The sequence below is a fragment of the Halosolutus sp. YCN4 genome (assembly GCF_059736495.1).
The window spans coordinates 344,423-358,402 of record NZ_JCASSM010000005.1 but is presented as its reverse complement, the minus strand read 5'-3'; the positions used below and the strand labels follow the sequence as shown (position 1 = coordinate 358,402).

Sequence of the window (13,980 nt, the reverse complement as noted above, 5' to 3'; positions counted from 1 at the left end):
TTTTCCAAGAAGTAAAACGGCGAACCTATCAATTTGGAAATTGTTTTAGAAACGCCGATCCAGAAACGGCCGAAACGTGGCTGCAGAGCTTCGCGTATTGCTGGAACAGGCTAATCTGAACAATGCCCCTTCCCGAAGGCGAACCCTTTTTAGCACCCGGACCTTTGGTAGCGCCACACACTTCTCATGAACGGAAATACGCCGTACGCAGGGCTGCCGGGGGAAACGGGTGCTGGTCAGCGTGCAGCGGCGGACGTTCCGGAACTCTCGAGCGCCCAGAAGCGGGTACTCAACCGCGACGTCTCGCGGATCGCCGCCCGAACTCGCGAGTTCCTCCCCAGCGAGTACGTCGTCGACGCCGACGTCTCCCGTGGTATCTCCGGCCCCGAGGTGACCGTCGCCGTTCGACCACCGATCGGTCACGCCGTCAGCGCCGGTTTCACGCCCGACCTAGAGGAGGCTCCCGAAGAGGTCATTACGCCCGACGAACGGGACGAGGTCGCCCGCGGCCTCGCCGCCAGCGCCGCGTTACAGGTGAAACAGGCCGTTAGCAACAACGTGACGCCGACCGGGAAGTAAGTTCACTCTCCGCGTTTTCGCCGACTCCCCACTCGACTCAGTACAGCAACTGCTCGAGCTGGTGCCGACGACGATCGAGGTCGATCGCCGGCTCGATCGACGGCTCGGCGACGAGACGATCGACGACCAGCAGCGGGTCCGTTCCCGCCCGCTCGACGGCCCGAAGCAGGGTTTCGATCGCCTCGCGGTTGGTCGCCAGCGAGTCACACAGGTGGAGCGCGAGCGCGAGCGGGACCGCTCGATCGGGCCGCCTCGGAAACGCGTCGCTGATGGCCGTGAAGTCGGGGTCGTCTCCATCACCGTCGTCGCGGGCGGCCGCCGACGGTGCCGGGTCGACTGTGAGACAGGTGGGACAGATCGTCACCGCGGCCGCGGACTCGGGCGCGTACTCGCGGTAGTCGTCGGGGACGGCCGTGGCGATCGTCGATTCGGTGCCGCAGTGTGAACAGGCCATCGGGTGTCAGTCGTCACCGGGACGTCGTCGACGCGGTCCCGTGGTCGATCGCGCCGGGCCGGTGTATCCGGGTCCGGAGCTTACTGGTCGGCCGTCGGCGATCGGGCGGCGGTACTCGGCTGGGTGTCCTCGAGGTCCTCCTGCTCCGCCTCGTCTTCGGCCTCGGATTCGGCTTCGGCTTCGGCCGCTCGCTCTTCTTTCTCCTCCTGTTCTTTCTTGTCCTTGATCTTCTTCAGGCGGAACGTCTCCTCGCGCTCCTGTTCCTCGAGTTTCTGCTCGATGTACTCCTGACTGTCGTAGAGGTCGGGCAGGAGTTTGAACTCGAGCGCGTTGACGCGGCGCTTGGTCGTCTCGATCTCCCGGAGCATCTTCTTCATCGCGGTCTCGACCTCCGCGGCGAGGATGATGCTCTCGAGGAGGTCCTCGTAGGCCTCCGCGGCCTCGTCGATGCGGGCGGAGGTGCCCATGATCCCGTAGCCGCGCTGGTCGAGACTCTTGGAGACCCGCGAGGACTCGATCTGGGGGACGACGACGCCCATGATGTTCTTGGATTCGGTGGTGATCTCGGGGTGTTCCTGCAGGGCCGCGGCGGCGCCGCGAACCGCGACGTCGCCCTCCATGGCCCGGGCCATGTTGATCTTCTTCTGGGCCGCCTCGTAGTCGTCGGCGAGGTCACCGCGGACGTCCTGGGCCTTGTCCAGGATGTCCATGAACTCCATGATCAGCCCGTCCCGCTTCTTTTCCAGGGTCCCGTGCCCGCGCTCGGAGAGTTCGATCCGATCCTCGATCTCCATCAGGTTCTTGCGGGTGGGTTTGACGTCCTTGGCCATCTTGTGGAGGGCTTGCGCTCCCAGTCGGATAACTGTTTACAGTTTTGCCGGCCGTCCGGGCTGCTTCCCGGCCGGACTCCGTCGTGAGTCGACGACGAGACGCGGACTGATACTACGGACTGCCGTCCGTCAGTTCCGGCGCGAACCGAGACCTGTCCGCGGGTGCGCCGGGACCTCGGGACAGCAATCCGTCTCACCCCAGGAAGAGGTCGGCCATCGTCCCGGACGACTGGCCGCGGTAGAGTTCCGAGTAGCCGCAGTTGGTACAACTGATCACCATGAATCGTCGGTTCTGGACGTCGAAGAACTTCGACAGTCCCGTTCCGGTCGTCGAAATCTCGTCGACCTCCGTCTCCGTGTGGTCGCACTTCGGACAGCCGCGATCGTCGTCTTTCATACCTGCTCCTTCGTGTCATACGATAAATTCTTTGTGCTCGGAACGCGAGTTATCGGCTACCGATGTCCGCCGCCTTCGTCTTCGTCTTCCTCCTGTTCGCCCTCGTGATCCCGCTCCTGCTCTGGCTGGCGATCGAGAACGAAACGTCCCACCCCACCGTCGTCGATCGGTCGGAGGCGGAGCAGATCGCGAAAGCGCGCGGGGGTCGGTCGCCCTCCCAATCGGGCGACGGTCCGGATGCGTCCACCACCGACCGGACCGATCGCGACGACCGGGGCGGCGATCGACACGCAGATTCGGAGTGGGGGAACCGGACCGACTGGGGCGATCGGGACGATCGGCCCTAGCGACCCGCTATACCCGGATTCCCGACCGAATCGGTTCGACACTCCGGCTGTCGACCGATTCACGTCCGGGAGTCGATCGCGAGGTGACAGCGCCTCCGATCGACGACCCACGGCTCTTCGCGGGGTTCGGAAAAAGAACGTCTCGGCGTGCGATCGGCGGGACCGCCCCTCTGCTCGCGGGTCGTGCCTCCCCGCTCGCTTTTCCGCGGTCCGCAGGACCGCGCTCCCGATCAGTCGTCGGCCTGGACGGCCGAGACTGCGGGTCGGCGATAATACGCCTCCCTGCTCAGTCGTCGGCCTGGACGGCCGAGACTGCGGGTCGGCGATAATACGCCTCCCTGCTCAGTCGTCGGCCTGGACGGCCGAGACTGCGGGTCGGCGATAATACGCCTCCCTGCTCAGTCGTCGGCCTGGACGGCCGAGACTGCGGGTCGGCGATAATACGCCTCCCTGCTCAGTCGTCGGCCTGGACGGCCGAGACTGCGGGTCGGCGATAATACGCCTCCCTGCTCAGTCGTCGGCCGTCACTTCCGCAACTTCGGACTCGTCCTCGCGGTAGTGCTCCGCGATGAGTTCCTCGTCGATCCGGTTGAGGGCCTCCTTCGGGAGCATCGAGAGCAGGTCCCAGCCGAGTTCGAGCGTTTCCTCGATCGAGCGGTTGGTGTCGTACCCCTGCTGGACGAACTCCTCCTCGAAGCGATCGGCGAAGTCGAGGAACTTGTTGTCCCGTTCGGACAGCGCCTCGCGACCGACGATGTTCACGAGGTCGCGCAGGTCCTCACCCTCCGCGTACGCCGCGTACATCTGGTCGGAGACGTCGCCGTGGTCTTCGCGGGTGAGGCCCTCGCCGATCCCGTCGTCCATCAGCCGCGAGAGGCTCGGCAGGACGTTGATCGGCGGTTCGATCCCCTGGCTGTTCAGGTCCCGGTCCATCACGATCTGTCCCTCGGTGATGTAGCCGGTGAGGTCGGGGATCGGGTGGGTGTCGTCGTCGCCGGGCATCGTCAGGATCGGAATCTGCGTGACCGATCCGTCGCGGCCCTCGATTCGACCGGCCCGCTCGTAGAGCTGGGCCAGGTCGGTGTACATGTACCCGGGGTAGCCACGCCGACCGGGGACCTCCTCGCGAGCGGCACCGATCTCGCGCAGGGCCTCACAGTAGTTGGTCATGTCCGTCAGGATAACCAGCACGTGGTAGTCCTTCTCGAAGGCCAGGTACTCCGCCGTGGTGAGCACGAGGCGCGGGGTGACCTGGCGTTCGACTGCCGGGTCGTCCGCGAGGTTCATGAAGACGACCGATCGCTCGAGCGCGCCGGTGCGCTCGAAGTCGTCCATGAACTCGTTCGCCTCTTCGGCGGTGATCCCCATCGCCCCGAAGATGACGGCGAACTCCGACCCCTCGTCGTCGTCGCCCTCTTCTTCCTCCGGGACGGTCGCCTGACGGGCGATCTGGAGCGCGAGTTCGTTGTGCGGCAGGCCGGACCCCGAGAAGATCGGGAGCTTCTGGCCGCGAACCAGCGTGTTCATGCCGTCGATGGCCGACACGCCGGTCTGGATGAACTCCTCGGGGTACTCCCGGGAGTAGGGGTTGATCGCCTCGCCGACGATGTCCTGTCGTTTGTCGGGGACGATCTCCGGGCCGCCGTCGATCGGGTTCCCGGAGCCGTCGAGCACCCGCCCGAGCAGGTCCTCGGTGACGGGCATCTTCATCGTCTCGCCCAGGAAGCGTACGGAGGCGTTGCGGTCGATGCCGCCGGTCCCCTCGAACACCTGGATCGAGACGATTCCTTCGCTCGATTCCAGTACCTGTCCGCGCAGGGTCTCTCCCTGCGGTGTCTCGATTTCGACGATCTCGTCGTACCCGACGGGTTCGTCGACCTCGGCGAACACCAGCGGACCGCTGATTTCGGTGATTGTCTGGTACTCTTTCATTGTTAGTACAGCGCTCTGATCTGGTCTTTGAGGTCCGATTCGATCTCGTCGATGAACTCGTTCCACTCCTCGGCAGTCCCCATACGGTTGAGTCGCGGGGCCGCGTCGACGTCCTGGATCTCCTCGACCGGAACGCCCGCCTCGAGCGCGTCGAAGGCCTCTTCGCTGAACGTCCTGATCGCTACGAGCATCCGGTAGGTCTTCTCGGGTTCGCAGTAGGTGTCGACGTCGTGGAGCGCGTTCTGCTGGAGCCAAGCCTCACGCAGGTAGCGAGCGACCTCGAGGGTGAGCTGCTGGTCTTCCGGCAGCGCGTCCTTCCCGACGAGCTGGACGATCTCCTGGAGTTCGTCCTCCTCGTCGAGCACGTCGACGGCCCACTGGCGGACCTCGGGCCAGTCGTCTTCGACGTTTGCTTCCCACCACGGGTCGAGCTGGTCCTTGTACAGCGAGTAGGACTCGTTCCAGTTGATCGCCGGGAAGTGCCGACGCTCCGCGAGGTCGGCGTCCAGCGCCCAGAACGTCTTGACGATACGAAGCGTGTTCTGAGTGACGGGCTCGGAGAAGTCCCCGCCCGGCGGCGACACTGCGCCGACGACCGAGATCGAACCCTCGTCGCCGTTGATCAGCTGGAACTTGCCGGCGCGCTCGTAGAACTCCGAGAGCGCAGCCGCGAGGTACGCGGGGTACCCCTCTTCGCCGGGCATCTCCTCGAGTCGGCTCGAGATTTCCCGCATGGCCTCTGCCCACCGGGAGGTGGAGTCGGCCATCAGCGCGACGTCGTAGCCCATGTCGCGGTAGTACTCCGCGATCGTGATCCCGGTGTAGATACAGGATTCACGCGCCGCGACGGGCATGTTCGAGGTGTTGGCGATGAGGCAGGTCCGGGCCATCAGCGGGTTCCCGGTCTGCGGGTCCGGCAGTTCCGGGAAGTCCTCGATGACCTCGGTCATCTCGTTGCCGCGCTCGCCACAGCCGATGTAGACGACGATGTCCGCGTCGGACCACTTGGCGAGTTGCTGCTGGGTGACGGTCTTCCCGGAGCCGAACGGACCGGGAATCGCGGCCGTCCCACCCTTTGCGAGCGGGAACAGACCATCCTGGATGCGCTGTCCAGTGACGAGCGGTTCGGTCGGCGTTTCCTTGTCACCGGCGGGCCGGGCTTCACGGACCGGCCACTCCTGGTGCATCTGGATCTCTTCGCCGCTGTCGAGTTCGACGACGGTCTCCTCGACCGTGAACTCGCCGCTCTCGACCGACGTGACCTCGCCGCCCTCGTAGTCCGGCGGGACCATCACCTTGTGGTCGATCGTGACGGTCTCGGGAACGGTCCCGACGATGTCACCGGATTCGACGGTGTCTCCTTCTTCGACCTCGGGGGTGAACTCCCACTTTTTCTCGAGGTCGATCCCGGGGGCGTCGACCCCGCGGTCGAGGAACGCCGTCCCCATCTTCTCCTCGAGTACGTCCAGCGGCCGCTGGACGCCGTCGTAGATGGAGTCCAGCATCCCCGGCCCGAGGTCGACGGCCAGGGGTTCGCCCGTGTTCTCGACGGGTTCGCCCGGGCCGACCCCGGAGGTCTCCTCGTACACCTGAATCGTGGTCAGGTTCCCTTCGATCTCGATGACCTCGCCCATCAGCCCTTCGTCGCCGACGTAGACGACGTCGTTCATCCGGGCGTCGAGGTCCGCGGCGGTCACGACCGGACCGCTCACGCTTTCGATTACACCGTCTTCGTCGACGGATTCGATGTCTTCTGCCTGGCTCATAGTTTAACTCTCGTCCTCGTCCATCAGGTCGATACCGATCGCACGTTTGATCTGCTCGCGCAGGCCGCCGCCACCGGTGCCGCTACCGATCGTGACGACGACCGGTTCGACGCTCGTCTCGACGTCCTGGCGGACGTTCCGCGACAGGTACTCGAGGTCGTCGTCGTGCATGACGACGATGCCGACGCCCTCGTCGTCGAGGACGTCCGTGACGGCGTCGTCGAGTGTCGCCTCCTTGTCGTCGTCCGGCACGTTCTCGAACCGGCGCACGCCAGCGAGGCGGAAGCCGGTCGTGAACTCCGGACTGCCGACGACTGCGATTTCCTGACTCATCGGATCACCAGTTCGTCTTCGATTTCGTTCTCCGAGAGACCGACCTCCCGGCCACGCGCGATCGCGCGGATGTTCTCGACCTCGCGCTCTTTCGCGAGGATGTACGCCAGCACGGCCGAGACGGAAACCGGGTAGATACTCGAGAGCGTATCCGAGTACTCGAGCAACGCAGCGTCTAGTGCGTGCTCGAACTGAATAAGGCTGTCAGCCCCGCGGAGCCGATCGAGGGCTTCCGAGAGCCGATCGCCGTACCGCTTGTTCTCGGCGATGTGGTCGACGAGCGCGTCGTAGTCGCCGACGAGTCGGCTCAGTTCCGACTGGTCGAACAGGACGCCGCCCTCGATGTAGTAGGACGCCGGATCGAGGTCGGCACCGCTTCGCGAGAGGCGCAACGCGTTCCGGGCGTTCCGGAAGTCGATCTCGGCCTGCAGGAACTCGACGTACTTCGCTTTCGGTCCCTCCTGGGGCTCGGCACCCGGCCCGCGGGAGACGTCCTCGAGCAGGTGCTCGTAGAACTCCCGATCGAGGGCGTTCTCGAGCGGGACGAGCGCACCGGTCTCCTCGAACTCCTCGAAGGCCTCGGTCAGGGGCTCGTAGTAGACCGTCCGGCTGAGCACCTCGATCGCGTCCTCGATCTCGTCGACCTCGAGCAGGCGATCGACCGTCCGATCGTCCAGTTCGCCGGCGCGGATCAGGTCGGTCCGGATCTCCTCGGGATCGGTGTCGGTGTAGATCCCGCGGATGATCGTCTTGATGTTCCAGACGTCGAACTTTCGGAGGTACCGGGAGATGAGGTCGTACAGCCGACCTTCGGACCAGTCCAGCAGGTCCTGGAAGTGCTTCGCGAGGTTCCGGTTCAGCGCGTATTCGATCAGGTCGACGCCCGAGAAGCGCGAGCCGAGTTCGTTGATCTCGCGTTCGTACTCCGATTCTTCCATGAACCGTGCGATCTCGCTCGGCCCCATCCGGACCAGCTTTCGATAGTCCTCGTCCGAGAACAGCGACGCACGGCGCGATCGAACGCGCCCGATCACGTACTCGGGGTTCGAGGCACCGAGCGTTCCGGACTCCGGATTTGAGCCTCTCGTAGTCATTGCTCGAAGAGTCGGTTGCTGATCTCCCGGAGGTTCTCCTCCCAGACGTCCTCGAGCACCGAGTCGAACGTGTTGTTGACTCGAACGCGGGACTGCTCGCTCTCGACGACGACGCCGCCGAGACAGTCGTACTCGCCGGCGTACTCGTAGCCATCGTAGTCCGCGAGGATCGACTCAATCAGTTCCTGGTCGTCGGCGCGACCGTAGACGCTGACGTCGTCGTCGGCGTCGAACTCGCTGCTCGCGGCGTCGAGCAGGTCCCGGGTGAGTTCTTCACGGGTGTCTTCCTCGAGCGCGGCGAGTTCGTCTTCGACCTGCTCGCGAACGTCGCCGAGGACGTCACGGCGTGCCTCCAGGCGCTTCTGTTTCGCCTCCAGTTTGGCACTGGAGAGACGCTGTTCGCGAAGCTGCTCGATCTCGCGGTCGACCTCCCGCTCTGCGGTCGCGACGATCTCCTCGGCGTCCTCCTCGGCGGCCGATTCGATCTCTTCGGCGCGCGTTTCGCCCTCATTGCGGATGTCCTCCGCACGCGCGTGGGCCTCTTCTCGAATGTCTTCTACGACTGTATCCAAACTCATTGGTGAGAGAAGGGGGCGTGGTTATCCGACGATGAAGACGACGACCAGGGCAAGGATCACGAGCGTCTCCGGAAGGACGGTCATGATCAGGCCGGGAACGAACATGTCGTCGTCTTCGGCGATCGCGCCGACGGCGGCCGCGCCGATACCACGCTCGGCGTAGCCCGCCGCGAGCGCGGCGAGACCGACGGCGATTGCCGCGGCACCAGCGTCGTTGAGCGTCGGGCCAGCGGCTTCTTCTGCTTGCAGTACAACGTCGGCGAATGCAGGTGCAAAGTCCATCATGATTGATTAGTTCTCTGGGTGATTTCGATCGTGTCCGAACGGTTCGTAGTTCGCCCCACCGCCCTCATAAAACTTGTTAAAGAATTCGACGTACTCGAGCCGTACAGCCTGTAAGCCGGCGCTTGTCACGCCAAGCACTAGCACGACGATGTGTCCGAGGACGAGGATGACGAGCCCGCCGAGTAGTCCGCCGATGCCTCCTATGTGCATGAGGCCGTCGAAGATGACGGTGGCTTCGCCGCCGTAGTGTTCGGCGACGTAGCCCGGTCCGTGTCCGGCCGAGCCCAGGAAGTGGAACGCGCCGTCCGGGTCCTCGTACCCGCCGAAGAACAGGAGGTTGACCACGAAGGCCATCCCCGCCTTCGCGAGCAACACGGCCCCCATCCGGGTGTACGAGAAGACGTTGACGACGACGTCGAGCGCTTCGACTGCTTCGACGGGTTCGCTGACGATCAGCATGACGAGCCCGACGAGGAAGACGAGCAGCGGCACCGTGACCAGGATGTCGACTCCTGGAATCGTGAACAGTCCCCACTCCGGGAATCCGGTGAACCCGATCGGGAACGGACCGTCACCGGCGAACGTCGTGAACAGGAAGCCCGGCTTCGAACCCTCTCCGTGCGTCGAGAAGATCCAGATCCAGATCCCGTTGAGCATCAGGATCCACGAGCCGCTGTGGAAGAGCGCGTCCTTGATGCCGTGGCTCAGGTTCTCGTAGAAGTCCACGATGTACCCGATGTTGAGGTGGACGATCCCGGCGAGCACGCTGATGACCATCCAGCCGAGCGCGAAGTCGGCGGCTGCCGGTTCGAGCCCCTTGTTGAGCGGGAGCAGTTCGACGTTCAGCGTGTCGTGCCAGACGACCTCGCCGAGGACGTGCAGGCCGAAGATTTCGCCGTACACGAACCCGAAGAGGATCGTGAACAGACCGGCCCAGATGGCGACGCCGCCGAGACTGGTGATGCCCTTGCTGTCGAACTGGGTCGCCATGTACGCGCCGATCGCCACGTACAGGATCCCGTACCCGACGTCGCCGATCATGAACCCGAAGAACGCCGGGAACGTCAGGAACAGGAAGATCGTCGGATCCAGTTCGCTGTACTTCGGCCGGTTGACCGCCTGTACCAGGACCTCGAACGGTTTTGCCGGTCCCGGATTGTCCTGTACGGTCGGCGGTTCGTCGCCCATCGTGACCGCAGAGCCGCCGTCCGTGACGGCCTTTTGCGGTTCGTCGTCGGCTTCGGCGGCGCTCTCGTCGTCGGCCGCGGCGGGCGCCCCTTTCTGGACCTCTTCGGTGTGGCTGTGTGCTCCGTGGCGGTCGTAGTCCGCCCGCTCTAGCTCTTCGATCTCGACGCTGTCGCCGACGGCATCGTTCAGCGCCGCCACGAGGGTTTCGTACTCGTCGGTCGGGATCCAGCCCTCAGCGATGAACGCGTGCTCGCTCGTCGCGAACTGCAACGGCGCTTCCGCGCGCTGGACCTCGATGGAGAGCTCTTCTTCGACGCGCAGGAGGAACGGTCCCTCCGTCCCGCGGATCTGTTCGAGATCCGCGTCGATCTCCTCGAGTTTCGACTCGAGTTCGCGCTTGCGCGACTCGAGTTCGTCGACGTACGCTTCGGGACTCTTCTCGGTGTCGGGTACCTCGTGGCGGGTGAACTCCACCCCGACGAGGGCGTCGTCGACGGCGCCCGGTTCGGCGTCGTCGGTGGGCGCGGCGACGATCGCCACGACATCGCCACCGGTGAACGTCTCGAACGCCCGGACGTCGTCCGACGCGTCGAGCGCCCCCTCGATCGCCGCTCGGGGACCTTCGCCGACGAGCACTTCGACGGAGTCGTAGCCCGACAGCAGATCGAGGTCGATCCCGAGTTCCGCGAACGGGGCGACCCGATCGATCCGCTCGTCGACCCGGCGCAGTTCCTCGCGAACCTCCGTTCGCCGATCGTCGAGGTCGTTGACCCGCGTGCGGATCTCCTCGAGTCGGTTCTCCCAGTCGTCCTCGATCGTGCCCGGCGCGACGTCCGCGTCGGACAGTCCGAGCGTGCTCTCGAGGGCGCGGACGGTCACCAGCTTCTCGGAGGCGTTCTCGGCACCCTCGATCGGGTTGCCGTTGTCGAACCCCTCCCAGGAGCCGTCGTAGTCCGAGAGGTGCACCAGGTTCAGTCCGTGGATCGTCTCGATGACCGTGGGCATGATGCCCTTGGAGCCGGTCACCGAGACCTTGCTCATCCGCTCAGGTCTGAGCATGGACGTCCTCCTGGAACAGTTCGACGACGTGGTCGGTCACTTCGTCGACCCGGGTCCGGGCGCGCTCGGCGAGTTCCTCGCGCTCCTGTTCGCCTTCTTCGAGGACGCGCTCGCACTCCGCGTCGATCTCTTCGCGAGCCTCCTCCAGGCGGCGCTCCTTCAACTCCCGCGCCTCCTGTTCCGCTTCCGTGCGAATTTCCTCGGCACGTTCCCGGGCCTCGGCTATTCGCTCGTCGCGGTCGTTTGCTGCCAATGCGACGATCTCGTCGGCCTCTTCTTCCGCCGACTTAATTCGTTCGAGAACCTCTGGCCTCGGCATACTCTAAGCAAACGGATGTTTGCCAGAGCGCGTATATGGTAGTTGCGAAAGCACCTCACCGCGCTCGGCGTCCGCTGGAGGGTAGTCACGGATTACCAGGCCTCGGTCCCACCGGGAACGGCAGACATATTTTCTTCGGACCGAAACTTTCGCACAATGGGAGTTCTCGAGAACAAGGCCCGTGCTCGACTGTTCTACAAGTACCTCTCGAAGGTGTACGACCAGGTCAACCCGTTCGTCTGGACCGAGGACATGCGAGCCGAGGCCCTCTCGTTGCTCGACCTCGAGGACGACATGACGGTTCTCGACGTCGGCTGCGGCACCGGGTTCGCGACCGAGGGGCTCCTCGAACACGTCGACGAAGTGTACGCGCTCGACCAGAGTCGACACCAGCTCGAGCAGGCCTACGCGAAGTTCGGCAAACGCGCTCCGCCCGTGCACTTCCACCGCGGGGACGCCGAACGGCTCCCGTTCGCGACGGACACGTTCGACGTCGTCTGGTCCTCCGGTTCGATCGAATACTGGCCCAATCCGATCCTCGCGCTCCGTGAGTTCCGCCGCGTGCTAAACCCCGGCGGCCAGGTGCTCGTGGTCGGACCGAACTATCCCGACAATTTCCTCGCCCAGCGGCTCGCCGACTCAATAATGCTGTTTTACGACGAGTACGAGGCCGATCGGATGTTCAAGACCGCCGGCTTCGAGGACGTGCAACACCTGTTCCAGGGCCCGTCGTACGATCCAGACGTCGCGATTACGACGATCGGCAGGGCACCCGAGTGACGGATCGCGGAACTCGAACGCTGATCTCCACGATGCCCCTGCCGCACTGCCCGTTTCCCGTGCGAGTCTCACCGACTCGTCGTCTCGAGCGTCGCGACCCGGCGCCCGTCGACGACCAGCGTGACCGTCACCGAATCGCCGCGCTCGATCTCGGGCGCGTTCGTGTCGGCGACCGTAACCCCGGCGGTCGTCCCCGATCGCCACGTCCGATCCGATTCCGCGTTGAACGGCCCCCCCGGCGCGCCGTCGAACCCCTCGGCTCCGACGAACGGGACTGGCGGCTGACTGTCCAGTTCCGTGCCCTCGACCGCGATCGTCACCGAAAGCGCCGCCACGTCGATCGCGTCACCGGCGACGTGCTCGATCGTGATCGTCGATCCGTCGACGGCGAGGTCGAACGCCGCCGTCGGCCCGGTCGACCCGATCGATACCGTACTTGCGCCGATGGCGACGATCGTCGCGAGCGCGACGGTAACCGCGAGGAGCGCCAGCAGGCCGACGATCGGGCTGACGCCGCGTTCCCGACGCGGGGGCTCCTCGGCGCAACTTTCCAGCCGTCCGATCACGAACCAGCATGGCCTCCTCTTCAGTTATAAACGCCAGCATCCGGTAGACGAGGCCCTGCTGGACGCGATCGAACGCGATTCGCTACCGCGCGATCGAACAGCGACCCGCTAACTCGATACGGTCGCGTTGATACTCCCGGTTTCCGTCTCGACACCCAGTTCGTACTCCCCGGACGGTGGGAGGATCCAGAGCGTCCCGTCGTCGCCGTCGGTCTCGCCGTACTCGTAGCCGTCGATAGTGATCGTCGCTTCCTGTGGTTCGCCCGAGACTGCGTCGACCACCTTCACCTCCGCCGGACCGTTCGCCGGCGTCCGGTTGAGCGTGAGTTCGAGGCCGTCGTCGGACCGGGTCTCGGTTTCGGACTGGGGCAGTTTCGCCATCGATAGTTCCTGTACTTCCCGATGCACGTCGCCGGTCCCAGCGTCGAGATACACCCCAAGAGAGCCCTGCTGGTGAAGAATATCTATCCAGTAGAGATTCTCGTAGCTGTTGTCCTGGAAGTGGGGAGAGCCGTATTCGTCACTTCCCGCCCACGGGTACAGTTCGCTCGTCCGTTCGATCGCTCCTTCGAACTCTTCGAACTGATTCGTGGAGTTCGTATCCCGATTATCGAACCGTGTCGTTTCGACGACGTACGTCCCGCCGCGTATCATCGCGAGACTGTACCCGTTTTGTGAGGTTTCGATCAGGACCTTCTGTTGCGTTCCCGACGATGCATCCAAGACGGAGCGGATCTGCGTCTGATGGAAATCGAGGATCGTGCGATCGGCTCGGAGTTGCTCCTGCGGTACTGAATAACCCGAAATTCCGTCCGTTCGATCGTCCAATTCGGAGAGGGTTTCGTGAATCACGAGTGCTTTCCTGTAATTTCGTACCAGCGTCTGGAGCAACTCCGCGTCAGATATGTCGCCGTCGGCGTGTGCGCGGACGGCGTTCCGCTCGCGAGTTTCTATGGCTTCTATCTGGTCTTTGAGATGGCTGTAGGTCGCCTCGGCCATCTCCGATCGCTCTTCGTCGGTCGCGTCGTCGAATTCGTGATCGAGGATGGCGTACTTGTCCTGGTCGATCCTGAGCTCGTCATCGGCAATCGCGAGTTCCGTTCCGAGATCGTGTTGGTATTCAGCGTGGGTACTGGTTACGTCGGTGGGCTCGTGGCTCAGCGTGAGCCGGTTCGTCGTATTTTCGGTTTGGAATAAATCCCCTTCCTGATGGGGGAGCAAACGAAGGGTCTGGTCGTCGTTCGCGTCGCCGATCTCCTCGTCCACTGGCCCCGCTGCGACGACGGTCATCGCGGGGAGCGAGCAGACGAGGAGCAACGCGAGGAGGGCGGACGTCGCGCTGTTCATCGAGGCACTGTATGGGCTCCTGATATAAAAGCTGGTCGCACCAGTAATGCTGTCTTTACGGCGGCTTCGGTTACGGAGCGGATCCGGGGGCGAACGCAATCCCGGATTTTTTCGATGGAAAGTGTT

At 64.2% G+C, this 13,980-nt stretch carries 16 protein-coding genes; 3 read left to right on the top strand and 13 right to left on the bottom strand.

Annotated features, from left to right (window positions below):
- The first annotated feature begins 186 nt into the window (after positions 1–186).
- Positions 187–579, top strand: a complete 393-nt coding sequence (locus AC6I6X_RS19490; protein WP_497932221.1) for a DUF5811 family protein — start codon at positions 187–189, stop codon at positions 577–579.
- A 37-nt stretch (positions 580–616) separates the two neighbouring features.
- Here the strand turns inward: AC6I6X_RS19490 and AC6I6X_RS19485 are convergent, their stop codons facing one another.
- The 3 genes from AC6I6X_RS19485 to AC6I6X_RS19475 all read right to left on the bottom strand — a co-directional run bounded on the left by AC6I6X_RS19485 (position 617) and on the right by AC6I6X_RS19475 (position 2,260).
- Positions 617–1,033, bottom strand: coding sequence for a DUF6276 family protein (locus AC6I6X_RS19485; protein WP_497932220.1), 417 nt, complete (start codon positions 1,031–1,033; stop codon positions 617–619).
- Between the two features lie 80 nt (positions 1,034–1,113).
- Positions 1,114–1,863, bottom strand: coding sequence for a V-type ATP synthase subunit D (locus tag AC6I6X_RS19480; protein ID WP_497932219.1), 750 nt, complete (start codon positions 1,861–1,863; stop codon positions 1,114–1,116).
- Positions 1,864–2,056: 193 nt separating this feature from the next.
- Positions 2,057–2,260: a zinc ribbon domain-containing protein gene (locus AC6I6X_RS19475; RefSeq protein ID WP_497932218.1), complete on the bottom strand. Its 204-nt coding sequence runs from the start codon at positions 2,258–2,260 to the stop codon at positions 2,057–2,059.
- 62 nt (positions 2,261–2,322) lie between these two features.
- Here AC6I6X_RS19475 and AC6I6X_RS19470 point away from each other — a divergent pair, with 62 nt between their 5' ends.
- A complete protein-coding gene (locus tag AC6I6X_RS19470) occupies positions 2,323–2,607 on the top strand; it encodes a DUF8143 family protein (RefSeq protein ID WP_497932217.1) in 285 nt (94 codons plus the stop codon).
- Between the two features lie 510 nt (positions 2,608–3,117).
- Here AC6I6X_RS19470 and AC6I6X_RS19465 read toward each other — a convergent pair.
- The 8 genes from AC6I6X_RS19465 to ahaH are packed head-to-tail and all read right to left on the bottom strand — an operon-like array spanning position 3,118 to position 11,161.
- Positions 3,118–4,539 carry an ATP synthase subunit B gene (locus tag AC6I6X_RS19465; protein WP_497932216.1) on the bottom strand — a complete coding sequence of 474 codons (1,422 nt, stop codon included), beginning with the start codon at positions 4,537–4,539 and terminating at the stop codon, positions 3,118–3,120.
- A gap of 2 nt (positions 4,540–4,541) precedes the next feature.
- A complete protein-coding gene (locus AC6I6X_RS19460; protein ID WP_497932215.1) occupies positions 4,542–6,305 on the bottom strand; it encodes an ATP synthase subunit A in 1,764 nt (587 codons plus the stop codon).
- Positions 6,306–6,308: 3 nt separating this feature from the next.
- The gene (locus AC6I6X_RS19455) at positions 6,309–6,638 is read right to left on the bottom strand and encodes a V-type ATP synthase subunit F (protein ID WP_497932214.1); all 330 of its coding nucleotides are present in this window, start codon (positions 6,636–6,638) and stop codon (positions 6,309–6,311) included.
- Entirely contained in the window at positions 6,635–7,732 is a 1,098-nt protein-coding gene (locus AC6I6X_RS19450) for a V-type ATP synthase subunit C (protein WP_497932213.1), read from the bottom strand. Before AC6I6X_RS19450 ends, AC6I6X_RS19455 begins: the two co-directional genes overlap by 4 nt.
- Complete coding sequence (locus AC6I6X_RS19445; protein ID WP_497932212.1) at positions 7,729–8,310, bottom strand: V-type ATP synthase subunit E; 582 nt, start codon at positions 8,308–8,310, stop codon at positions 7,729–7,731. The genes AC6I6X_RS19450 and AC6I6X_RS19445 overlap by 4 nt, the downstream gene beginning before the upstream one ends.
- 21 nt (positions 8,311–8,331) lie before the next feature.
- Entirely contained in the window at positions 8,332–8,595 is a 264-nt protein-coding gene (locus tag AC6I6X_RS19440; protein ID WP_497932211.1) for an ATP synthase subunit C-like protein, read from the bottom strand.
- Between the two features lie 6 nt (positions 8,596–8,601).
- A complete protein-coding gene (locus AC6I6X_RS19435) occupies positions 8,602–10,842 on the bottom strand; it encodes a V-type ATP synthase subunit I (protein WP_497932210.1) in 2,241 nt (746 codons plus the stop codon).
- The gene (gene ahaH, locus AC6I6X_RS19430; protein ID WP_497932209.1) at positions 10,829–11,161 is read right to left on the bottom strand and encodes an ATP synthase archaeal subunit H; all 333 of its coding nucleotides are present in this window, start codon (positions 11,159–11,161) and stop codon (positions 10,829–10,831) included. The genes AC6I6X_RS19435 and ahaH overlap by 14 nt, the downstream gene beginning before the upstream one ends.
- Positions 11,162–11,317: 156 nt before the next feature.
- Here ahaH and AC6I6X_RS19425 point away from each other — a divergent pair, with 156 nt between their 5' ends.
- The gene (locus AC6I6X_RS19425; RefSeq protein ID WP_497932208.1) at positions 11,318–11,941 is read left to right on the top strand and encodes a methyltransferase domain-containing protein; all 624 of its coding nucleotides are present in this window, start codon (positions 11,318–11,320) and stop codon (positions 11,939–11,941) included.
- Between the two features lie 68 nt (positions 11,942–12,009).
- Here AC6I6X_RS19425 and AC6I6X_RS19420 read toward each other — a convergent pair whose 3' ends face one another.
- Positions 12,010–12,507, bottom strand: coding sequence for a type IV pilin N-terminal domain-containing protein (locus AC6I6X_RS19420; RefSeq protein ID WP_497932207.1), 498 nt, complete (start codon positions 12,505–12,507; stop codon positions 12,010–12,012).
- Between the two features lie 108 nt (positions 12,508–12,615).
- On the bottom strand, positions 12,616–13,854 hold the full coding sequence (locus tag AC6I6X_RS19415) for a DUF7096 domain-containing protein (RefSeq protein ID WP_497932206.1): 1,239 nt from the start codon (positions 13,852–13,854) through the stop codon (positions 12,616–12,618).
- Positions 13,855–13,980: the final 126 nt, after the last annotated feature.